Source organism: Chromatiales bacterium, from assembly GCA_024234935.1.
GTDB lineage: Bacteria > Pseudomonadota > Gammaproteobacteria > Steroidobacterales.
Genome location: JACKNI010000006.1, coordinates 96,386 through 118,749, shown reverse-complemented (window position 1 = coordinate 118,749; position 22,364 = coordinate 96,386). Strand labels below are relative to the sequence as shown.

Sequence of the window (22,364 nt, the reverse complement as noted above, 5' to 3'; positions counted from 1 at the left end):
TCCGGGGCCAGCACGCTATGATCCGCAAATGAGTCTAGCAGCACGCCACATGCTGGTGACCGCCGCGGCGCTCCTGTACGCCGGCCTGGTACCCGCCGGAGACGCGCCGGCGGTTGCGCCGCTGTTCGATCCGGCCCGCATCGGCTGGTCGGAAATCAGCATGACCGCCACCAAGCTGTTCTTGAGCGCCGATGCCCGCCTCACCCTGAACATGGTGCCGGAGGCTTCCATCCGCAGCGGGTTGCTGCCGATACCCGGCATGCGGGCGATCGCACCAGGCGCGGAGGTACTGGAACTGGTTTACGAGGCCAGCGGTCTGGGCCGCCGGTCGCGCCTCACCCTGCTCATGGACCCCGCAAATGGCGCTGCCATCCAGGGCGCTCACCATGACCTGGAAGGCAAGCACCGCTATCGCACGTGGCGCTATGGAGAGACGGGCGTCTACCTGCGCACCCGCTGGCCGGTGAACCGCGCCGAGGAGCCCCTGCCGCCGGCGAAATGGACCAAGACCAGCGAAGGTCCGCGCATATATCCCGTCGACCCGGCCGGGCGACCGGTCCTGGAATCCACCGGCCTGCTCTACGCCATCGCCGCAGCAGCGCTGGACAAACCCGGCGATCAGGTCGAGCTGCTGGTGTTCCGGCGGCGGGATACGCAGATCGTGCATGTCGAGGTCATGGAACCGCGCGCCATCAGTGTGAACTACGCCGAACTGTGGCCCAGTGGCTCGGTGCAGCGCAGGGGCAAGGTCACACCTCTGCGTCTCACGCTGCGCGCCCTGCCGGTCGTGGACCCGTCCGGCAAGACGAGTGCGGACAGCGATGACGACTTCGAGCTGCTGGGCCTGCACGGCAATATCGAACTGGCCCTCGACGCCGAGACGCGCACGCCGCTGCTGCTGTCCGGCAGCGCACCCATCTTCGGCAAGATCACACTGCGACTGACCGCAGTGCGTCTGAACTGAGCAGGGCCCGTTCTGTGACCGGTTGCTGACCGGAAATACGCCCCAGGGCGCTACCATGGACCGGACATGGGGCACCAGACCTGGAATCAACCTTCAATGCGTGTACTTTTTGTCGACGACGAACCCAATATTCTGGACAGCATCCGCCGCCAGCTGCGGAAGTCGCATGACATCCTGACAGCCACGAGCGGCGTCGAAGCCCTGGCGCTGCTGAAAGACACCGGCCCGGTTGCACTCGTCGTTTCAGACATGCGCATGCCCGGCATGAACGGCACCGAACTGCTGACCAGAATCCGCGCAGAGTACCCGGATACGGTGCGCATGATTCTGTCGGGTCAGGCAGATCTCGAATCGACGATTGCCGCGATCAACGACGGACATGTATTTCGTTTCCTGACCAAGCCCTGTCACGAAGACGCGCTGCGCCGCGCGGTGAATGCCGGCCTGGAACAGTACGAACTGATCACCGCGCGCAAGGAACTGCTGGAGAAGACGCTGCAGGGCCTGGTGGAAATGCTCACCGACATCCTCGGCATCACGAATCCGGTTGCACGCCGGCGCACCGGGCGTGTGCGGCAATACTCGGCGGCCATCGCCAGTGCGCTGAAGTTCACCATGCCCTGGGATCTGCGCCTCGCCACGCTTCTGTCGCAGCTCGGCTGCATCACCCTGCCGGTCGAACTGCTCGACAAACTGTATGCGGGCACACCGCTGGACGACGAAGAACAGCGTCTCTATCGCCGCCATCCGGCAGTCGCCGCGGCACTGATCGGTCGCATTCCACAGCTTGGGCCGGTTGCGGCGATGGTCGCGCGTCAGCAACAGCCCACGGACTTTGCCGCGCTGCCGGCCGAGGTCAGCGCGTGGCCGGCAGAAGACACGGCAACGGTAATCCTCGCCGTGGCCACCGCCCTGGATGACCTGATGGCTACCGGTGAACAACCGGCTGACGCACTGAAACGCATGGAGCAGTCGATGCCGGGCCTGCCCAAGGCGATTATCGAAGCCGTACGCACCGTGCACATGCACAGTGCCTACATGGATATCCGCTGGGTCGGCTTCGATGAACTGCGGCCAGGCATGGTGCTCGATGAAGACATCATCGCCGACAACGGCGAGACATTGATGTTTCGTGGCGAGGAGATCACCAGCCCGCTGCTCACGCAGTTGCGCGAGACGACCGCTGCGACTTCAGCTGGCGAGCCGACGAGTGTCTCGCAGAAGCTGCGCATCCTGATACCCGCCTGATGCCTGCTGTCCTTCGGCCAGCGGCAGGTGAATCCTGAAGCAGCTGCCACGGCCGGGCGCACTGTCCACGGCGATCGTACCGCCATGCTTGCGGATCACGCTGTGCGCCGTACTGAGCCCCTGGCCCGTACCCTCGCCCACCGGGCGGGTCGTATAGAAGGGATCGAAGATCCGCGCCTGTACCGACGGGGCCATACCGGCACCATCGTCGCTGATGCTGATCTCCACGCCGTCACCGGCACTGCAGGTACTGACGACGACATGGCCGGGTGCCGCCTCCCCTTTCCCGGCGATGGCTTGCGCCGCATTGACCAGCATGTTGACCACGGCCTGGTTGATGATCTCGGGCTGACATGGTACCCAGGGCAGCTGCGGATCGAGCTGCATGCGGAACTCGGCGACATCAGCCCATTCGTTTCGCGCTGCAATCACGGCGCCCTCGATGATTGGGTTCAGGTTGGCTGGCACGAAATCGGGCGCCGGATCGGTCAGTTCCTTCATCGACTGGACGATACTGCTGATTCGCCCGACACCTTCCAGCGTCTGCCGGATTGCAACCGGCACTTCGGTCTTCAGATAGTCGACTTCAGCCTCGGCCAGCAGGGCCGAGATATCGGCCGCGGACAGCGCCCCATCGCCGGCAGCGCAGGCCTGGTCAGAGATCTTGCCGAGCAAACCCGACAACGCGCTGAAGGCTTCTTCGAGAAAACGCACGTTGCCATCCACGTACTGGGCTGGCGTATTGATCTCATGCGCGACACCGGCCGCCAGCTGCCCTACCGCTTCCAGCCTTTGCGTCTGCGCGATCTGCGCCTCCAGCGCGATCTGTTCGCTGACATCGTGCATCAGCATCACGTAACCGCCTGGCTGAGTCTGGCCGGCGTGCAGTACCGGCGAGACGACCACGTCTTCGGTGACGACCCGGCCATCATCGACGACCGTCCGCAGACGTCCCTTCCAGGTCTTGCCCGCCCGTGCCGAGGCCCAAATGGCCAGATACGTTGCGGGATCATCGCAGCCCTCGATGACATCGTTCGGCTTGCAGCCCACCAGATCGGCATTTCTCACATTGCGGCTGCGCTCATAGGCGGGATTCACCCAGGCAATGCAGCCGTCCTGCTCCAGGATCACGATCGCTTCATCGGCATGCCGGACGGCGGCCGACAGCATGCCCAGTTCACTGCTGGCCTTCTGCTGGGCGCCGAGCAGTTCATTGAAGCTGCGGGCCAGGGTACCGATCTCATCACCGGAATCGGCATTCGCAGCCGGCCGGATCTCACCGGTCTCGCGCAACCGCTGCATATGACCCGCAAGCTGCCCCAGCGGGCGCGACACCGCAAAGCGGATCACCACGAGCAACAGCAGGAAGATGCCTGCGCCAAAGACCAGCAGTGCGATCGAGAGCTGATGTGTCGTCTCACGTGCCGTCGTGAGTACGGTGCGCGGCATGCGGGTTTCCAGCAGGAACGCCAGGTGACCGTTGATATCGCGGAAGTACCGGAAATCCGACATGTCCGTATCGCGCAAGACCAGCGCAGCTGAATCGGGCGAATTTTCGAGCTGTGCAAGCAGCGGGAGCAGATCCGGCTTGAGTGGTCCATAGGCACTGCCATGGACGAAGACCTGCGACGGCAGGACACTGACGCCCGCTGAAAGTGCAGCCGGATCCAGATGCCGGGCCATGATCAGGACACCCGCGGCCGGCCCTGTCGCGTCGCTCCTGAGAATCGGGCGCGCGACGACGATCAGCGGACCGATACTGGTATTGAGCCATCCGGAAACGGGGACGCTACGCGTTTCCGGCTTCACGGCGAGCCTGATCTCGTTACCGATATCCGGTATCAGCTGCCCGTCCGGACCGGTCAGGCCGGTGCGTATTGCCTCTCTGATAAGCCGTCCGTCAGGACTGATGACCTGGATGGCGTCCAGCTTCAGTCGGTCGAGTCCCACCGCATTCAGTTCTTCGCTCGCGAACTTCGCATTCCTGCCCATGGCATAGTCATAGAGTCCGTTCCACTGGCTCCAGTCCAGCACATTCGTGCCCACGCTGTCCGCATCGGCCTGAATGGCCTGCTGCAGGATGTGACGATTGCGCAGCACCAGCTCCGATTCGGTTTCACCGAACTTGCGCAGGACGATTTCCTGGCCCAGCCAGGCCATGCCGAGTGCGGCAATTGAACCGGCTACAAGAAGGAACAGGCTGATTTTGCCGGCCAGAGGGATGCCCGGCACACCCCGATAGTGCCCCCCGGCTCCCACGGCTGCCTCTTCCGCTAACCCCATGAACCACCCGGCGATGCCGGCTATCAAAATCCGCCGCCCATGGTCGGACAACTGCCGCAGCGCGGCCTGCATCTGCGTCACAGATGCATGACCTCAATTCGTTAGAATGGAGACATGAGTACTGATATTGCCAATCTCCGCCGTGACTACCGCACCCGTCGACTGGATCCAGGTGCGCTCGACCCGGACCCCTTCCGCCAGTTCGAACACTGGTTTGCCGAAGCCATGGAGACGCAAGTACTCGACCCGAATGCGATGAGCATCGCCAGCGTGGCCGCCGACGGTCAGCCCTCGCTGCGCACCGTGCTGCTCAAGTACTACGATGCCTCGGGCTTTGTCTTCTATACCAACCTGGAAAGTCGCAAATCGCGCGAAATCATCGCCAACCCGCGGGTTGCCCTGCTGTTTTACTGGGCCGAACTCAGCCGCCAGGTGCGTATCACCGGCACCGCCAGCCATACCTCGGCTGCCGAGAACCTGCGTTACTTCATGACCCGCCCCCGTGACAGCCAGATCGGCGCCTGGGTTTCCGCACAGAGCAGCGTGATCTCCAGCCGCAGCCTGATCGAAAACAAGTTCATGGAGATGCGCCAGAAGTTCGCTGCCGGTGAGGTACCGCTGCCCTCGTTCTGGGGCGGCTACCGCGTGCAGCCGGAAACCATCGAGTTCTGGCAGGCCGGCGAGCATCGCCTGCACGATCGCTTCCTCTACAGTCGCAGCGGAGACGGCTGGTCCATTGCGCGACTGGCGCCTTAGCGCACATGCAGTTCGACGTCATCCTCATCGGCGCCGGCATCGGCGGACTGACGGCGACACTGGCCCTGCAACGGCAGGGCTTGCGGGTCGCGGTCTGCGAACAGGCCGCCGAGCCGTTTGTTGGCGGCGCGGGACTACTGATCGGTACCACCGGTGCGCGGGTTCTGAAAGAGCTCGGCCTCGGCGAAGCGCTGGAAGACCTCGCGGTTCGCCCGGCAAGCGTCGCCGTCAGACACTTTCACAGCGGCCGGCTGCTTGCCGAGACCGCTGCTGATCACGCCGGCTGTCATCAGATCGGGCGCGCGGACCTGCAACGCGCACTGATTGCGGCCATTCACAGCAACGACCGCAACTGCCTGCACCCCGGACATGCGCTGGCGGATATCGGTCAGGATGCCGGCGGCGTCACCGCCCTGTTTGCCGGCCGGCAGATGCTGCGCGGCTCGCTGCTCGTCGCCTGCGACGGACTCCGCTCGGCTGTCCGCACCCGGCTGTTCGGCGACGAGCAGCCGCGCTTCACCGGCTATCAGCTGTGGCAGGGCCTGGTGCCGATGTCGCACCTCGCACCGGCGGCACCAGGGCTCGCCGATGCAACCATCTGGATCGGGCCGGGACAGCGACTCAGGTGTTGCAGCGTTGGCCGGCGTACACAGCTTGCTTACATGGCGCTCGCCCGCAGCACTCACTGGACGGACGAAGGCTGGGCGAAGCCCTCGGGCGTCGACTCGGTGCTGGCAGCATTCCGTGGCTTCGACACCGTTGCGCGCACCGTGCTGATGGCCACGCCGCCCGAGCAGTCTTTGTCGCGCGGACTTTTCGCTCGCGATCCGCTGCCGGCCTGGACGCAGGGCCGTGTAACCCTGCTCGGCGATGCCGCACATCCTGCCGCACCGTTTCTGGATCGCGCCACCGATCTTGCGCTGGAAGACGCGCTCGTCCTGGCCCGTGCGATTGCCGCGGCCGGCACAACGCCGGAAGCCCTGCAGCGTTATGCGGCGGCAAGGATTCCGCGCGCCAGCGCGTCAATGGTGGCGGCCGAAGAACAGGGCGTGCGCCTCACCACCCTCAATCCCGATACCTATGTGGCAGGTGCCACGGACGATTCGGACTATGACCCCGTCACGGTATCCGTCTGAATGAGCATCACGGTTGAAGAACCGCTGGCCGCCGGTTCGCTCGATATCGTCGGCGACGTACACGGCGAACTCGAAGCACTGCGCGCCCTGCTGCAACACCTTGGCTATGACGCCGACGGGCAGCATCGGGACGGCCGTCACCTGGTCTTCGTCGGCGACCTCTGCGACCGCGGCCCCGACAGTCCCGGCGTAATCGAACTGGTGCAGGCGCTGATCGCGGGCGGCAGTGCGCAATGCGTGCTCGGCAATCACGAACTCAGCGTGCTGCGCGGCGCGAGAAAATCCGGCAATGGCTGGTTCTTTGCCGAAAACCACGATCACGCCAAGGGCCGGTTTCCGGACTGCCGGGGAACGAGCGCAGCCCAGCGCGAGGAGTTTCCGGTTTTTCTGGCCAGCCTGCCGCTCACACTGTCGCGCGATGATCTGCGCGTGGTGCATGCCGCCTGGCACCAGGAATCGCTGCTGGCGCTTGCCGCCGATGCCAGCCGACAGCCGCTCACGGACATCTATCGCGAATATCACCGGCGCGCCGGGCAGTGGCTGGAGGATTCCGGACTGTCGGACAGCCTGGCCAAAGAGCACGAGCAGTGGGGAACCGCGATGGCCGACGAACAGGCCCCCGTACCGCTGCTGCGGGCAACTGGCCAGATGAGCGCGTACTTCCAGATGAACAACCCGATCCGCGTGCTGACTTCAGGTGTCGAGCGACTAGCCGGGAAACCCTTCTACGCCACCGGCAAGTGGCGCATGGTGGACCGCGTCGCCTGGTGGCACGACTACCGGGACGAGGTGCCGGTCATCTTCGGGCACTACTGGCGCTGGAGCGATCATGCCGTACCGCCGGGTCATTCCCGCGGCGAACCGGACCTGTTCAAGGGACGGGCTGCGGGGGCATGGCTGGGACCGCGCGCCAACGCCTTCTGTGTGGATTTCTCCGTCGGTGTGCGCTACCGCGAACGCCCGCTGGCACCCGGTGCGCGACACATGGGCCGGCTGGCCGCAGTCCGCTGGCCGGAGCGCGAACTGGTATTCGACGATGGCGAGCGGCTGGCTTTGATTGCCGACTGAAGGCGCTTCACCTGCCCGGCGATGACCCCAGCGCCGAGCGCAGACCCCCGATCAGCCGCTCCCGGTCTACCTTGTGTGCCACGCCCGCACGCCGCCGTTCTGCCCACACCGGATCGGGGAAGTGGGCGTCGTCGGCAAAGCGCGGGATCACATGCCAGTGCAGATGCGGCACCTGGTTGCCGAGCGTGGCGAGGTTGATCTTGTCGGGCGCAAGCTCGGTACGCAGCACACCTTCGACCGCCAGCACCACGCGCAGCAGATGTTGCTGTCCGGCCGGATCCAGATCGGTCATCTCGCGCACATGGGCCTGCCAGATCACGCGCAGAAAAGCCGGGTAGTCGGCGTCGTCCGCACTGACCACCCGGCATTTCTCGTCACGCCACAACGCCGGTGCCGCAGCATCTCGGCACAGCGGACAGTCATTCGTCTGCATGCAGAACCTGCTCGCTTCAGAACCAGAAACGCAGACCGGCAACGATGTGCGCATCACGTACCGCTTCATCGTTGCTGCGGGCCATATCGGCAGTATCGCCGAACTTGCCCGTCCACTCGACGCCGACATAGGGCGCAAACTCGCGACGGATTTCGTAGCGCAGACGCAGGCCGGCCTTTACATCGCTGACACCGTTGCCGATCTCGTTTGCCATATCGTCCTTGCCATAGATGTCGGTTTCGAACTTCGGCGTCAGGATCAGCCGGTTGGTCAGCAGCAGCTCATACTCGAGCTTGAGCGTTGCCGCCGTCTGTCCGCGTTCGCCGGCCCAGGCCGTCGCCTCCACATGCAGCCACTGCGGTGCGAGACCCTGCACGCCGATACCGACGTAGTTGCGTGTCGTCCCCGGCTCGGTATCCATGCGTGCGCCGGCCACCAGGTCCCAGTAGGCGGCGACCGGGTGTGCCCACAGCAGTTCGAGACGGTTTTCCGTGGTGTTGCCGTCTTCACGCTGACCTTCGGCGCGCAGCAGCGCGCGGTGCATGTCGGTACCGATCCACGCATGGGCATCCCAGCTCAGGGCATCGCCGTCGCGCTGGTCCTGCCACTCGAATTCGTCGAAGAGCAGCATCCAGTACACGGGATCGTCAGGCATCTGCTGGCTCATGGTGGTGCCGAGCTGCGGAAACGCCGCATCGCGCTCATCTTCGGCGTGCACCGGTGTCACGCCCGGCAGCATGGACAGGAGCGTGACCAGCCATACCAGGCGGGCCGCTTCTCGTATGCGATCAACCATGGTGATGCCCTCCGTGCCCGCCGGCATCCGCACCGTCGCGGTCCACGATGACGACACGAAAGATTCCCGCCATGTGCAGCGCCAGGTGACAGTGATAGGCCCAGCGCCCGAAGGCATCGGCGGCTACGCGGTAGCTCAGCTTCTGGCCCGCCTTGATGTTGATGGTGTGCTTGCGGACCTTGAACGCACCCGCTTCGTCTTCGAGGTCACTCCACATGCCGTGCAGATGGATTGGATGGTCCATCATGGTGTCGTTGACGAGTACGACGCGGATCCGCTCACCATGAATGAGCCGGATCGGTCCGGCTTCCTCCATCGGGATGCCGTCGAACGACCACATGTACCGCTCCATATTGCCGGTCACATGCAGCTCGATGGTGCGACCGGGCTCGCGGCCATCCGGATCGTCGTACACACTTTCGAGATCAGCATAAGTGAGTACACGTCGCCCGTTGTCACGCAGACCCACGCCGGGATCGTCGAGGCGAGTCGAGGGCTGATCCACCCGCATGTCCACACCGGGGCCGAATTCCGTCGCCGCATGCGTGATCACTGCCGGCGCGCCACCGCCCTCCATGGCCGACATGTCGTGGCCCGCATGCATGCTGTGCGCGGAGTGATCCATCGCCGCGCCGGAGTCGGCGGGCATCGCATGACCCATGTCCGCCATGGTCAGCGGCACGCGCCGGTCAGGCACGGGCACCACGGCGCTCATGCCGGCGCGCGGCGCGAGCGTACCGGCCGCAAATCCGCTCCGGTCCATGGACTGCGCAAACAGCGTATAGGCCTGATCCTGGTCGGGCGTCACGATCACGTCGTAGGTTTCGCCGGCGCTGATGCGGAACTCATCGACGGCCACCGGCCTGACGGGCTGACCATCGGTGCCGATCACCGTCATTTGCAAGCCGGGAATGCGCACGTCGAAGATCGTCATTGCGCCGGCATTGATGAAGCGCAGGCGGATGCGCTCGCCCGGACTGAAGAGTCCCGTCCAGTTGGCGGCCGGCGGCTTGCCATTCAGCAGATAGGTATAGGTGCAGCCGCTGACGTCAGCCATATCCATGGGATTCATGCGCATCGCGCCCCACATGCGACGCTCGGCAACTGTCGCGAAAAAGCCGTCGCGACGTACATCGCCGAGAAAGTCGCCAGCCGTACGCTGTCCGTGGTTGTAGTAGTCCGATTGCTTCTTGAGCTTCGCGACAACGCGGGCCGGGTTCTCATCGGTCCAGTCGGACAGCATCACCACGTAATCGCGGTCGCAGGCCACCGGGTCCGGCGTGCGCGGCTCGATGACGATCGCGCCGTAGATGCCGGTCTGCTCCTGCAGGCCGGAGTGGCTGTGATACCAGTAGGTGCCGGTCTGACGGACGGGAAAGCGGTAGACAAAAGTTTCGCCGGGGCCGATGCCGTCGTAGCTGAGCCCCGGTACACCGTCCATCGCCGCCGGTACGAGCACGCCATGCCAGTGCATGGAACTGGATTCAGCGAGGTTGTTGGTGACGCGGACGGTGACCGTATCGCCATCGCGAAAGCGCAGGGTCGGCCCCGGCAGCGAGTCATTGATCAGCGTCGCCAGTCGCGGTTGACCGGTGATATTGACCGGCGACGCGCCGAGGCGCAGGTCAAACTCCGTACCACTGATAATTTGCGTCGTGCCCCGGGCGTCGAGCGCCCAGGCCGGATTCCGCCACAGGCCCAGCCCGGCGGTGATACCGCCGAGGGCAAGGCCGCGGACAAAGGTCCGCCTGGCCGGGTCGGCAATCGGATTGCAGATGGGGGCAACCCGCCCCTTTTTGTCGTGCATGAACAGTCTCCTCGAGTTGAACCAGGTATGGCCAGCAGTCGAGGGGACGGTCTAGTTGCGGAAATGTCCGTAGAGCAGGTGGAGAGGCGGATCACCGCCATGGCGTCCACTGCGGCGGGCGATTGCGGCCGCAGCCGATTCAGCGCGCTGCAGAACCTGTGGCGCAGCGGGCAGAAGCAGAATACTGAAAACACCGCCGGACGGCGGAACAGCGCCCAATCGATCAGGCGAGTTCAGCCCTGCATCGACTGCGGACTCATCGGCGGCAACCATGCAGTGTGAGGGCCGCTCGGCACCGTCACAGTGTTCGCAATCGCCGCCTGACTGCATGGCCATCGCACAGGGCAGCACGGCAAACTGCAGGGCAACCACGAGGGCGGGCAGCAGTCCACGAATTTTCAGCTCGGCGAACATGCCTGAACTATACACCGGTGCATTCACGCCATGCAGCGGTCCCGGTAGTATGTGCGCCGCACCAGAACCACAAGGACCTCCATGTCAGGCCGCATATTGCTGCTGTCCGCTGTCGTCGGCTTTGCCACGCTGTGTCAGGCAGCGACCGACCCCCTGCCCGCCTGGCGTGACGGTGCGGGCAAGCAGCGTATTCTCGATTTCGTGCGGGAGGTGAGTACACCCGGTGGCAGTCATTATGTGACCCCGGCGGAACGCATCGCCGTATTCGATGATGACGGCACCCTTTGGCCCGAGAAACCCGGCCCCCAGGGCCTGTTCGCCCTTGAGCGACTGCGCCTGCAGGCGCCACAGCACCCGGAATGGCAGAACCAGATGCCTTTCAAGGCCGCACTGGAACTGCAGGGCAGGTACCTGCAGGAAGCCGACGATGCTTCCGTGTTCCAACTGGTGGCAGCGGCCCATGCCGGACGCACGCAGGCCGCGTTCCGCAGCGATGCGCGCGAATTCCTCGGCACCGCCCGGCATCCGCGCTTTCAGCAGACCTGGACCCGGCTCGCCTATACACCGATGCGCGAGTTGCTGGCTTATCTGCGCGCCAACGGCTTTCACAATTTCATCGTTTCGGCGGGCAGCGTGGACCTGGCGCGCATACTGGCCAGCGAGACCTACGGCATTTCCAGCGACGATGTGATCGGCAGCAGCGTGGTGGCCACGCTGCGCGAAGAGGACGGAAAACTGGTGCTGCGCCGTCTCGCCACAGTGCACTCATTGAATGACGGCGCGATAAAGCCACTCAGCATCGACCAGCATATCGGCCTGCGGCCCATACTGGCCGCGGGCAATGTCCGTTCAGGTGGCGACATCGACATGCTTCGTTACAGTCAGCGCGCAGAAACCCCGGGTGCCCGCCCACAGCAGAGCCTGCAGATCTTGATCCGGCATGACGACTTCGAGCGCGAGTACGCATACGATGAAAAGGATCGTGCCTCCCTCAATGCTGCTGATGCCAACGGCTGGATGATCGTGAGCATGCGCTACGACTGGCGACAGGTCTTTTCCTTCCAGACTGCCGAGGCGCCCGCGCCCGCACCGGCCGACGCACCGTGACGGCTCCTTTCGTCACCGAGGCCGGATCGCGCCACCCGCCCGGCGCGACCTGGAGCCGGCAGCGCACCAACTTCTGCATCTACAGCCGGGAGGCCACCGGCGTCGAACTGCTCCTGTATGCCGACGCCAAGGCAACCGCACCGCTGCAGGCCATCCGGCTGGAACCCCGGGAGAACCGCAGCTACTTCTTCTGGCATGTTGCCGTATGCGGGCTGCCGGCCGGCATGCACTACAACTGGCGTGTGACCTTGCCGCCGGCTGCACGGCACAGTGAAAACGCCGGTACCCCGGTCGCCACGCGGCTGGAAGTACTCGACCCGCTTTGTCGTGCCGTCAGCGACCACCACTGGGACCGCAGCGCACGCGTCGCCGCACCCGGATCGGCGCTTGGCCTGCGCGGCATCGTCACCCGACCGCCAGAACACGGCGCACCGCGCCCCCCGCCGCGCGGCCTCGACCAGGCCATCATCTATGAACTGCATGTCGGTGGTTTCACCCGGCACCCCTCGGCCGGCGTCGATCAGCCTGGCAGTTATGCCGGGCTGATCGAGAAGATTCCGTACTTGCGGGACCTCGGCATCACCCACGTGCAGCTCCTGCCGGTCGCCGCCTTCGATGAGCAGGACGTACCGGCGTCGGTGGCTGCAATGGGTTTGCGCAATTACTGGGGTTACGCCCCTCATTCGCTGTGCAGCCCGCATCCGGGTTATTGCCTGAACCGTGATCAGGCCGGCCAGACGGATGAATTCCGCGCCCTCGTCGAGGCGCTGCACGCGGCGGACATCGGCCTGATACTCGATGTGGTACTCAACCACACCGCCGAAAGCGGCGAAGGTGGCCCGGTCATCAACTACAAGGGCCTGATGCCGGAAATCTTTTATCACCACGACAAGGGCGTACTGCGCGACTACACCGGCTGCGGCAATACCATCAACTGCAACAACCCCCTGGTCACGCAGACGCTGCTGCGTGCGCTGGAGGTCTGGGTTCAGGAGTATGGCGTCGATGGTTTCCGCTTTGACCTCGCCAGCGTCTTCGTGCGCGGCGAAGACGGTGAACCGCTGGCAAACCCGCCTTTTCCAGCCGCGATCGAGTTCTCACCGGCACTGGCTGGCGTGCCGCTGATCGCCGAGGCCTGGGATGCGGCCGGCCTGTACCACGTCGGCAATTTCCCCGGTGTGGCCTGGAGCGAATGGAACGGCCGCTATCGGGATGCCATACGCCGCTTTCTGCGCGGCGACGCCGGACTCGCCGGCGAGATGGCCACCTGTCTGGCGGGCAGCAGCGACCTGTATCAGGCCAGCGATCGCACACCGCAGAGCAGTATCAACTACATCACCTGTCACGACGGATTCACGCTCAACGATCTGGTCAGTTACCGCGAGAAGCACAACGAGGCCAACGGCGAAGAGAATCGCGACGGCTGGGCGCACAACGACAGCTGGAACTGCGGCACCGAAGGCGAAACGCTCGATGAGAGCGTCATGCGTCGGCGCCGGCAGGACATCCGCAATGCCTTTGCCCTGCTGCTGCTCTCGCAGGGCGTGCCGATGCTGCTCGCCGGCGACGAAGTACTGCGCACGCAGCACGGCAACAACAACGCCTGGTGCCAGGACAACGGGATCTCGTGGTTTGACTGGCGGCTGACTGAAACCAACAGCGACATGCTGCGCTTCGTGCGCGAGATGATCGCCCTGCGGAAGCGTCACCCCGCACTGTCACGGGCGCGGTTCCTCAGTGGCGAGACGGACCCCGCACACGGCAGGCCGGATATCCGCTGGTATGACGCGAAACTCGGCACACCCCGCTGGGAGGATCCGGACACGCGCTTCCTGTCCTTCACGCTGACCGGCATCACGCCCGCCGAAGAAGACCTGCATGTCCTGATCAACATGTCAGACGAGGTTGAAAGGGTGGACCTGCCTCCCGTCGCGGAACGGTACTGGCATGTCGCAGTCGATACGGAGATGGAACCACCCGGGGACATCATCACGCGTGATGCACGGATTCCATGGACGCAGCCGCAATACCTGTGTCAGCCGCGCAGCGTGGTGGTCTTCGAGGCGGGTCAGGGCTGACAGAGACGCGGCATGCCGGCCATCAGTGCCTGCGTCTTGTCGAACTGCGCGACCAGTGCCGGCGAGGGCTCACGGCTCTCGGGCAGATAGACGCCGAACATGCCTTCCCCCTGCTGATCCACGAAGGTCACGCCGCGCATCGGGCCTTCGGCACCAACGAGATTCACCGCGTAGATCGCGCCGATGAGATCGGGGCGCAGGTGACCACCGAGGCCGGTCTCGGCCGACTGCAGATTGAAAAACGGGCTCTTCGTTGACGGTACACCGGCCGGAATCCGCCCGTGGATCTCGAATACGTTGGCACCCTTCAGGACCAGCGTGAGCGCCTGATCCCAGCCCTGCAGGGATTCCCATACCTTGCCGAAAGCCGCACCCGACACACCGGTTGCCTGCGCAGCTGGCAGGGCGCTGGCAACGATGCCCTCGGGCAGACCAAGCTTCGTTGCCGCCATGAAAGGCGGCGGCACAACGGTGCCGGCGTACAGTGGTGCGATCTGCGCCTTCTGTTCAGCCGTTGCGCAGAGCGCGGCTGCTTCGCCCGCCGAAACAAGTGACGGCAGACAGGCGATCAGGGCCGCTGCGGCGATCCGGGCAGTACGCATGACTTTGTCTCGCATGATGATCTTCCGGTTGTGATTCAGCGCGGTGGCCGCGGCACGAAAGCACTCGTGCGCCGCATGTAATCCTGATACGCCGGACGGCGCGTGGCAATATCTTTTTCCGTCAACGCGATACCCGAGACCTTGAGCAGGAACACGCTCAGCAGGAACGGGCCGATGAGCGCCCACCACGCCCCGCCGGCGACCGCGATCAGGCCAATACCCCACCAGAGGACGAACTCGCCAAAATAGTTCGGATGGCGGCTGAAGCGCCACAGACCGGTATTCATCACGCCACGCGCTGCCCCACCATCCCGCTGAAAGCGTGCCAACTGGTAATCCGCCACCGATTCAAAGACCAGACCAAAGGCCCACAGGAGCGTACCGAAGCGGTCCAGGCTGCCGATCGGCGCACTGCTGATGACGCCACCGAGCAGTGGCATCGCGACCAGCCAGGCGAGCACGGCCTGCAGACCAAAAACCAGGTAAAGGCTCTTGAAGCGGAAGTTCGGCTCATTGCGGGCACGGATTTCCCGATAGCGCCGGTCTTCGGCCTGCCCGCGGCCGCGCCAGAGCAGATGTGCGCCGAGCCGTATGGCCCAGACAGTTGCCAGCAGCGCGACCAGTACGCCACGCGTACTGGTCGCCGGCCAGAGATAAAGCCAGCTGATGCCGGCACCGGCAATCGCAATGCCCCAGAACACATCGACGATTGCCACGTTGTGCGTGCGGAGACTGATCAGCCATGCAACCAGCATCAGCGTGAGCGTTGCGCTGAAACCGGACAGGGCGAGCGGCAACAGGTTGTTCATGCCGGACTCATGGCCGCGCGAAGCGGTAATGGGCGACAAACCACTCGGTGCCACGCGCATAACCGAACAGCTCGGCGACGGCCATGAAGAACATGCGCCAGCGGTTGAACCAGAGCAGCGCGTCGGCCGGCCCATGGGCCTGTCTCAGGACCGCCATCACCGCCTCGCGATTGCGGTCCTGACGGGCCAGCCAGTCGTTCGCCGTACGCGCATAGTGCGTGCCCGGCACACGCCACTGCTCCTCGATCTTCAGCTGCTCCTGGAAATACAGCAGGGTCGATTCGGCCGGCATCAACCCGCCGCTGAAGAAATACTTTGCCATCCAGTCGTAGCTGTCGCCGGTGGTGAAGGGATACATCAGCGTGCGATGACAGAAGATATGCACGAAGAGCTTGCCACCCGGCTGCAGCCAGCCGGCAATGCGTCCCATCAGCGTGGCGTAGTTGCGCATGTGCTCGAACATCTCGACCGAAACGACCCGGTCAAAGCGCTGGTCCGTACTGAACGCATTGGCATCGGCCGTGATCACCTCGACGTTGGAAAGGCCGCGTTCACGCGCCTGCCCGACGATGAACTCGCGCTGCGACGCCGAGTTCGATACCGCGGTGATCCGGCTGCGCGGATAGTGCGCTGCCATCCACAGCGTGAGTGAACCCCAGCCGCAGCCCAGCTCGAGGATGCGCTGGCCATCGGCGAGCTCGGCCCGCTCGCAACTGAGGCGCAGCATGGCGGCTTCCGCCGCATCAAGGTCCTGCACACCCTCACCGTACCAGCAGCAGCTGTACTTCAGATGCGTACCGAGCACCTGACGGAAGAATGCTGCCGGTACCTCGTAGTGCTGCTCATTGGCCTTGTCGGTCTCGATTGCCACCGGACTGCTGCGCAGCTCGGCCAGCCGGCGGCGAAACTGCTCGGCCTCGGCAAGCCCGCGATCGGCCGACTCCTGCACCAGACGACTGGCCATCAGCCGTCGCATGCCGGCGCGGGTGATGAGATCCGGAACCAGGCCGCGCTCGCACAAATCAATCAGCATGTTTATTCCGCCCCCGCTTCGGCGGCGGCACGCACGCGGCGGACAACGCTGCCGAGCACCGGCAGCTGCTCATAAAGCGCCGTGCCTGAATCCCAGAAATCCTTGTGCAGCAAGACGCGTCCCTCGCTGTCGAACCGGAACTGCGTGACGCCATAACTCAGCACCGGCTTGCCGCCGGCGAGCGACCCGTGTTCAACGGTCATCTCCCAGCGCACGAAGTAATCGATGCCGGACTGGGCACGATCCAGAAAGCGGACATCCAGCTTCCGGGTGTCCTCCATCGTGTGCCCGAGGTAGGCCTGGATGCCTGCCACGCCATTGATACCCACGAGGGTGTCATTGAGATAGGCCTCGGGCGCATAGACGTTGGCCGTCTGCTCGCGGACCGAGGCTGCCGTCATGTCCCTGAAGTAGGCCTGCAGGCGATCGAACGCCACCCGCTGTGCCTCGCTGCCGGGCTCGTGAACGACCGCCAGCGGCGCGGTGCGCGCCAGCGCCTGCTCATAGGAGGCGTTGAGTTCCGGCAGGGGTACCGGCGACCCGCCGCAGCCAGCCACCACGCCGGTGAGCAGTAAAAGCAGTCCGCACCGGCCTCTGCGGCATCCGTTGAAGCTCGTTTGCATGGCAGGCATCAGCGATCTCTCCATCAGGCCACGTACAGGTGGCAACAGGGATTCGTCGCCAGGTGCAAATCTGATTCAGAAAAAGTGCATCCGGCTGCACACCAGCAACGAATCACATTCTATGCAACCATAACCCTGCAGGGGGATTCACGTGCGCGTAGCGATTATCGGCAGCGGCATTTCGGGCCTGTATGCCGCCCATCGGTTGTCCGGACACTGCGAGCTGACCATTTTCGAGGCCGACAGCCGGCCCGGCGGCCACAGCCATACGGTCGATGTGGCGATGGACGGGCAGCGTCTTGCCATGGATACCGGCTTTCTGGTCTTCAACGAGCGGAATTACCCCCATTTCACAAGGCTGCTGCGCGTCCTGGGCGTGGCATATCAGCCCGCAGACATGAGCTTCAGCTTTCGCTGTGCAGACAGCGGCGTCGAATATCGCGGCGATACCGACTTCAACGCGATTTTTGCCCAGCGCCGCAACCTGCTGCGCCCGGCCCACTACCGGATGCTGCTCGACATCCTGCGCTTCAACCGTCTCGGCGGCGAGCTGCTGGCGGCGCCACCCGAGCGGACCCTCGGCGACTTCCTGGACCAGCACGGCTTCAAGGGTCCCATGCTCGACGACTACCTGCTGCCGATGGCCGGTGCCATCTGGTCGGCGGAACCGGCACGCATCCTCGACTTTCCCGCCAGCCATTTCGGGCACTTCTTCAGCAACCACGGGCTGTTGCAGACCACAGGGCGACCGCAGTGGATGACGGTGAGCGGCGGCGCGCGGGAATATGTGCGCGCCATCATCACCCCGCTTCGCGACCGGTTGCTGCTCAATACCCCGGTCGAGTGGGTGCAGCGGCATGCCGACCGGGTGGTGATCAAGGCACGCGGGCGGGCGGAAGCCAGCTACGACCACGTCGTGCTGGCCTGTCACAGCGATCAGGCACTCAGCATGCTGCGCGATCCATCGACGGCCGAGCGCGAGATACTCGGCGCCGTTTCATTCCAGGACAACGAAGCGGTACTGCACACCGACGCAAGCCTGATGCCCCGCACCCGGCGTGCCCGGGCAGCCTGGAACTACCATCGCAGCAGCACACAGGACAGCGGTCGCGTATCCGTGACCTACGACCTCACCCGCCTGCAGTCGCTGCCCGGCCCACGGGAATTTCTGCTGACCCTGAACGACACTGGCGCCGTGGATCCGCGGGCTGTCGTGGAGCGACTCAACTACATGCACCCGGTGTACAACCACGCGACGATCGCGGCCCAGCAGCGGCACGCCGAGATCAACGGCGTGAATCGCAGCTACTATTGTGGCGCCTGGTGGGGTTATGGTTTCCACGAAGACGGGGTACGCAGCGCAATCGCCGTGTGCGATGCTTTCACGCGAATCACCGGCCTCGTCCTGGACGGGACCGCGGCAGAAACCACGACCGAAACACAGGCGGTAGCCTGAGCATGCACAGCTGCATCTATCAGGGTCAGGTCAGCCACCGGCGCTTTCATCCCGTGCGCCACGACTTCCGCTACCAGCTGTTCATGATGTATGTGGACCTGGCGGAACTCGATCACCTGTTTGACGGCTACTGGTTCTGGTCGGCACACCGCCCCGCCCCCGCCCGCTTCAGACGCAGCGATCACTGTGGTGATGCGGCCATTCCACTGGAGCGCACGATCCGCGACCTGGTGGAAGCCGAGGCCGGCTTCCGGCCGGCCGGTCCGATCCGGCTGCTGACGCACTTCAGCTACTTTGGCTACAACTTCAACCCGATGAGCGCGTACTACTGTTTCGATCAACACGGAACCCTGGAAGCGGTGGTGCTTGAAGTCAGCAACATGCCATGGCGGCAGATGCACCCCTATGTACTGACCGGCGGTCGGCCGATCGCCAACAACGGCATACGCTTCGAGTTCGCCAAGACCTTTCACGTTTCGCCCTTCATGCCGCTGGACATGCGCTACGTCTGCAAGCTGGCGCCACCGGGCGAACGGCTGGCGCTGGCACTGGAAAACTGGCGCGATGGTGCCCGGCGTTTCGATGCCCACCTCAGCTTCGAACGCCAGGCCATCAGTTCCGCCTCGCTGGCCCGCGTGCTTGCCACCGACCCCTTCGCCACCCTGCGGGTGGCCAGCCTGATCCACTGGCAGGCACTGAAACTATGGCGCAAGCGCGCGCCGGTATACGATCGTCCAGAGAACCGGAAGGCCGCATGAACGATTTCGACGACACCTTTGACAGTGTGGAGAGCAACTCCACCGCGCAGCACACGGGCCTCGCCATCCGCCTGGCCCGGCGCGCCGTGCATCGGCACTTGCGTGCCCTGCGCCACGGCCGGCTGCACATCCAGGATGCGCTGGGCACGGCCGTTTTCGGGCAGACATCCGGTCCTGCAGCCATCGACACAAGCGTGCGGATTCACGACCTGTCTGCCTGGCTGGATATCGCCAGCGGCGGGACCATCGGTGCCGGTGAAGCCTGGATGGCCGGAAAGTTCAGCAGCAACGATCTGCTCGCGGCCATGCGCCTGCTGGTCATCAACCGCGAAGCGATGGACGGGATTGAATCCGGCATGGCGCGCTTCGGCAGCACACTGCTGCGTCTCGCTCACTGGCGACACCGCAATACGCGTGCGGGCAGCCGGCGCAACATCCACGCCCATTACGATCTGGGCGACGAACTGTTCAGCCTGTTCCTCGATCCGGCGATGATGTACTCGGCGGCCGTCTTTCCGCACGCCGGCGCAACACTCGAAGAGGCCTCCCTGCACAAGCTCGACCTGATCTGCCGCAAACTCGAACTGAAAGCCGGCGATCACCTGCTGGAAATCGGCACCGGCTGGGGTGGCCTTGCCATCCATGCGGCGCGCCACCATGGCTGCCGGGTCACGACCACCACGATCTCGGAAAACCAGTTCCGCTTTGCACAGCGTCGGGTGCAGGAGGCAGGACTCGCCGATCGCATCGCGGTACTGAGCCAGGATTACCGCGATCTGCAGGGCCAGTTCGACAAGCTCGTGTCGGTGGAGATGATCGAGGCGGTCGGCCACCGTTTTGTGGACCAGTACTTCCGGATCTGCAGCGAGCGGCTCAAACCGGCCGGCCGCATGCTGCTGCAGTCCATCACCATCGCCGATCGCTATCACGAACGGGCCCGGCATGCGGTGGACTTCATACAAAAGTACATTTTCCCGGGCGGGGCCCTGCCATCGATCACTTCGATCAGCTCTGCGGTTTCGCGCATGACCGATCTGCAGCTGACGCATATGCAGGAAATCGGCCTCGACTACGCACGCACGCTGCACATCTGGCGCGAGCGTTTCCTCCAGCGCCTGCCGGAAGTCCGCCGTCTCGGCTATCCGGACGAGTTCATCCGCATGTGGGAGTGGTATCTGCTCTATTGCGAAGCGGGTTTCATGGAGCGTGCGATCGGCACCGTGCAACTGGTGTTCGACAAGCCCGACTGCCGGCTGGCGCCCGCCGGCGCACAATGACACGAATCTGGCGGCATCTGGGGATGTCAGTGGTCGTTGCGGCGCTCTGCGCTGCAACCTGGTATGCCGGTGAACCGACAGAAGCGACAGCCCGGCTGAGCCTGCTCACCGCCTGGCTGTGCTTCGCGCTGCTGGCAGCAGCACTGTGCATCGGGCCGTGGCGGGTACTGCATGGCGGACAGCCCACAGTCAATTCCCTGCTGCGAAGGGATCTCGGCATCTGGGCGGCAATCACCGCGCTCGCACATCTGCTTGCCGCAACCGTCGTGGTGATGACGCCCGTGTACTACGGCCGTTACATCAACGGTACGGATAACCAGCCGCTGTCGTTTCCGGTCGGACAGGCCAGCATCATCAGCGGCTACCTCATCGGCATCGTTTGCCTGCTGCTGCTGGCCGTTTCCAGCAACCTGGCATTGCGCGTACTCGGCGCACAACGCTGGAAGTTCCTGCAACGCTGGGCCTATGGCGTGTTCGCCCTGACTGCGGCACACGGCCTGGCGTTTCAGTACATCGAGTTTCGCACCGGGATATGGCTGATCGTGCTCGGCCTCTGCAGCCTTGCGGTGCTGGCCCTGCAACTTGCCGGAAGACGTGCCGTGCTCCGCCGTACACGGCGGGGCTGAGTATCAGCTGATGCCGACCAGCCGGGCACCGAGCGCCAGGGCCTCATCGATACTGGCGGCATAGCCATCGCTGCCGATGCGCGACCACAGATCGGGCGCGTCGTCGAAAGCCGCACCACCGACCACGATACGTACCGGACGCTCGCAGCGTTCCCGGATCGCGGCGATCGCCTGCTCCACACGGGGTATATGCGTGACCAGGGTCGCCCCCAGCATCAGCAGATCGGCTTCATAAAAGCCGAGCAGCGCCGGCAGATCCAGCATCGGCACATCGGAACCCGCGTAGATCACGCGCCAGCCGGCCAGCTGGTACATGTCGGCCAGCGCACGCAGGCCGATGTCGTGCACATTGCCGGATACCGCCGCGACGACGGCCGTGTGCCCGTTGGCGGGCAAGGGTGCGGCCTGGCTGATCACCACTGCCATCGCACGCTGGGTAACCGCCGTCACCATGTGCTCCTCGGCGACGCTCAGTTCGCCGGCATGCCACAAGCGCCCGACTTCACGCTGGGCCGGCAGCAGCACCTGCATGTACAACGCCTGCGGGCCGAGACCGTTGGCCACCGCGCTGCTGGCAAGACGCACCGCTTCGGCCGCATTGCCCTCGAGGATCTTCTGCAGATATTCGAGGGCCAGGCGATCCGTTGGACGTTGCGGATCCAGTTCAGTCGGCTCCGGTGCGCCAGGGGGCGCGGCGAGTTCGTCCAGTGTCGCGTCGAGACAGGCCAGGGGCGCGTCGAGCGCCGGCTTCGGGAGTCGCTCGGCCAGCACATCGCGCAGCGCCTGGATGCTCCGCCGGATGTCCGCCTCGTCCCGCGCCTGGGCGCGGAAGGCCTTGCGCGTCCACAACACCCGGCCCGTAAAGAGCTGCGGCTCACCTGCCGACAGGGCTGCGGCCAGATCGAGCACACGCTGGGTCAGGTGCGAACGCCACGCGGCCGGTGCACCGGCGCCATCGCGCTCCTGCATGGCCGGATCACGCTCGAGCATCAGCGCCGCGGCGAAGCCGGCATAACCGGAGGCGCTGCGCTCGAGAAGATCAGCCGAGAACCTGTCTGGTGTTGTCATCTGCATGCCTGGCCATTATTGC

21 protein-coding genes are annotated in these 22,364 nt (G+C 64.6%); 11 read left to right on the top strand and 10 right to left on the bottom strand.

Going from position 1 to position 22,364, the window contains the following annotated elements; translation table 11 throughout:
• The first annotated feature begins 28 nt into the window (after positions 1–28).
• Together H6979_12370 and H6979_12365 are read left to right on the top strand one after the other, a co-directional pair.
• Complete coding sequence (locus tag H6979_12370) at positions 29–964, top strand: hypothetical protein (protein ID MCP5140638.1); 936 nt, start codon at positions 29–31, stop codon at positions 962–964.
• A 96-nt stretch (positions 965–1,060) separates the two neighbouring features.
• Positions 1,061–2,212, top strand: coding sequence for a response regulator (locus tag H6979_12365; GenBank protein MCP5140637.1), 1,152 nt, complete (start codon positions 1,061–1,063; stop codon positions 2,210–2,212).
• Here H6979_12365 and H6979_12360 read toward each other — a convergent pair.
• Entirely contained in the window at positions 2,156–4,471 is a 2,316-nt protein-coding gene (locus tag H6979_12360; GenBank protein ID MCP5140636.1) for a PAS domain-containing protein, read from the bottom strand. The genes H6979_12365 and H6979_12360 overlap by 57 nt on opposite strands.
• Positions 4,472–4,609: 138 nt before the next feature.
• Here H6979_12360 and pdxH point away from each other — a divergent pair, with 138 nt between their 5' ends.
• The 3 genes from pdxH to H6979_12345 are packed head-to-tail and all read left to right on the top strand — an operon-like array spanning position 4,610 to position 7,455.
• A complete protein-coding gene (gene pdxH, locus H6979_12355; protein MCP5140635.1) occupies positions 4,610–5,251 on the top strand; it encodes a pyridoxamine 5'-phosphate oxidase in 642 nt (213 codons plus the stop codon).
• Between the two features lie 5 nt (positions 5,252–5,256).
• Positions 5,257–6,387 (top strand): FAD-dependent monooxygenase, encoded by a 1,131-nt coding sequence (locus H6979_12350; protein ID MCP5140634.1) that lies wholly within the window; start codon positions 5,257–5,259, stop codon positions 6,385–6,387.
• Positions 6,388–7,455, top strand: a complete 1,068-nt coding sequence (locus H6979_12345) for a metallophosphoesterase (protein ID MCP5140633.1) — start codon at positions 6,388–6,390, stop codon at positions 7,453–7,455.
• Between the two features lie 7 nt (positions 7,456–7,462).
• On the opposite strand, the gene H6979_12340 is transcribed toward H6979_12345, so the two are convergent.
• The 4 genes from H6979_12340 to H6979_12325 are packed head-to-tail and all read right to left on the bottom strand — an operon-like array spanning position 7,463 to position 10,932.
• Entirely contained in the window at positions 7,463–7,888 is a 426-nt protein-coding gene (locus H6979_12340; GenBank protein MCP5140632.1) for an HIT family protein, read from the bottom strand.
• 16 nt (positions 7,889–7,904) lie between these two features.
• Complete coding sequence (locus tag H6979_12335) at positions 7,905–8,684, bottom strand: copper resistance protein B (GenBank protein ID MCP5140631.1); 780 nt, start codon at positions 8,682–8,684, stop codon at positions 7,905–7,907.
• Positions 8,677–10,491, bottom strand: coding sequence for a copper resistance system multicopper oxidase (locus H6979_12330; protein ID MCP5140630.1), 1,815 nt, complete (start codon positions 10,489–10,491; stop codon positions 8,677–8,679). Before H6979_12330 ends, H6979_12335 begins: the two co-directional genes overlap by 8 nt.
• Positions 10,492–10,542: 51 nt before the next feature.
• Positions 10,543–10,932, bottom strand: coding sequence for a hypothetical protein (locus H6979_12325; protein ID MCP5140629.1), 390 nt, complete (start codon positions 10,930–10,932; stop codon positions 10,543–10,545).
• Positions 10,933–10,986: 54 nt separating this feature from the next.
• Here H6979_12325 and H6979_12320 point away from each other — a divergent pair, with 54 nt between their 5' ends.
• On the top strand, positions 10,987–12,012 hold the full coding sequence (locus H6979_12320) for a haloacid dehalogenase-like hydrolase (protein ID MCP5140628.1): 1,026 nt from the start codon (positions 10,987–10,989) through the stop codon (positions 12,010–12,012).
• Positions 12,009–14,090: a glycogen-debranching protein gene (locus H6979_12315; protein MCP5140627.1), complete on the top strand. Its 2,082-nt coding sequence runs from the start codon at positions 12,009–12,011 to the stop codon at positions 14,088–14,090. The genes H6979_12320 and H6979_12315 overlap by 4 nt, the downstream gene beginning before the upstream one ends.
• On the opposite strand, the gene H6979_12310 is transcribed toward H6979_12315, so the two are convergent.
• Genes H6979_12310 through H6979_12295 form a run of 4 tightly spaced genes read right to left on the bottom strand, consistent with a single transcriptional unit; the run spans position 14,081 to position 17,166 of the window.
• Positions 14,081–14,707 carry a hypothetical protein gene (locus H6979_12310; GenBank protein ID MCP5140626.1) on the bottom strand — a complete coding sequence of 209 codons (627 nt, stop codon included), beginning with the start codon at positions 14,705–14,707 and terminating at the stop codon, positions 14,081–14,083. The two genes, H6979_12315 and H6979_12310, sit on opposite strands and share 10 nt — an antisense overlap.
• A 20-nt stretch (positions 14,708–14,727) precedes the next feature.
• Positions 14,728–15,501 (bottom strand): DUF1295 domain-containing protein, encoded by a 774-nt coding sequence (locus tag H6979_12305; GenBank protein ID MCP5140625.1) that lies wholly within the window; start codon positions 15,499–15,501, stop codon positions 14,728–14,730.
• A gap of 7 nt (positions 15,502–15,508) precedes the next feature.
• Positions 15,509–16,534, bottom strand: a complete 1,026-nt coding sequence (locus H6979_12300; protein MCP5140624.1) for a class I SAM-dependent methyltransferase — start codon at positions 16,532–16,534, stop codon at positions 15,509–15,511.
• Between the two features lie 2 nt (positions 16,535–16,536).
• Complete coding sequence (locus tag H6979_12295; protein MCP5140623.1) at positions 16,537–17,166, bottom strand: nuclear transport factor 2 family protein; 630 nt, start codon at positions 17,164–17,166, stop codon at positions 16,537–16,539.
• Positions 17,167–17,308: 142 nt separating this feature from the next.
• Here H6979_12295 and H6979_12290 point away from each other — a divergent pair, with 142 nt between their 5' ends.
• From H6979_12290 to H6979_12275, 4 genes are read left to right on the top strand one after another with little or no spacing between them, the layout of a single operon-like run.
• Positions 17,309–18,613 (top strand): FAD-dependent oxidoreductase, encoded by a 1,305-nt coding sequence (locus H6979_12290; GenBank protein MCP5140622.1) that lies wholly within the window; start codon positions 17,309–17,311, stop codon positions 18,611–18,613.
• Positions 18,614–18,615: 2 nt separating this feature from the next.
• A complete protein-coding gene (locus tag H6979_12285) occupies positions 18,616–19,371 on the top strand; it encodes a DUF1365 domain-containing protein (protein ID MCP5140621.1) in 756 nt (251 codons plus the stop codon).
• A complete protein-coding gene (locus tag H6979_12280; GenBank protein MCP5140620.1) occupies positions 19,368–20,648 on the top strand; it encodes a class I SAM-dependent methyltransferase in 1,281 nt (426 codons plus the stop codon). The genes H6979_12285 and H6979_12280 overlap by 4 nt, the downstream gene beginning before the upstream one ends.
• Positions 20,645–21,274, top strand: coding sequence for a ferric reductase-like transmembrane domain-containing protein (locus tag H6979_12275; GenBank protein ID MCP5140619.1), 630 nt, complete (start codon positions 20,645–20,647; stop codon positions 21,272–21,274). The genes H6979_12280 and H6979_12275 overlap by 4 nt, the downstream gene beginning before the upstream one ends.
• 3 nt (positions 21,275–21,277) lie before the next feature.
• Here the strand turns inward: H6979_12275 and H6979_12270 are convergent, their stop codons facing one another.
• Positions 21,278–22,342 (bottom strand): B12-binding domain-containing protein, encoded by a 1,065-nt coding sequence (locus tag H6979_12270; GenBank protein MCP5140618.1) that lies wholly within the window; start codon positions 22,340–22,342, stop codon positions 21,278–21,280.
• Positions 22,343–22,364 lie beyond the last annotated feature (22 nt).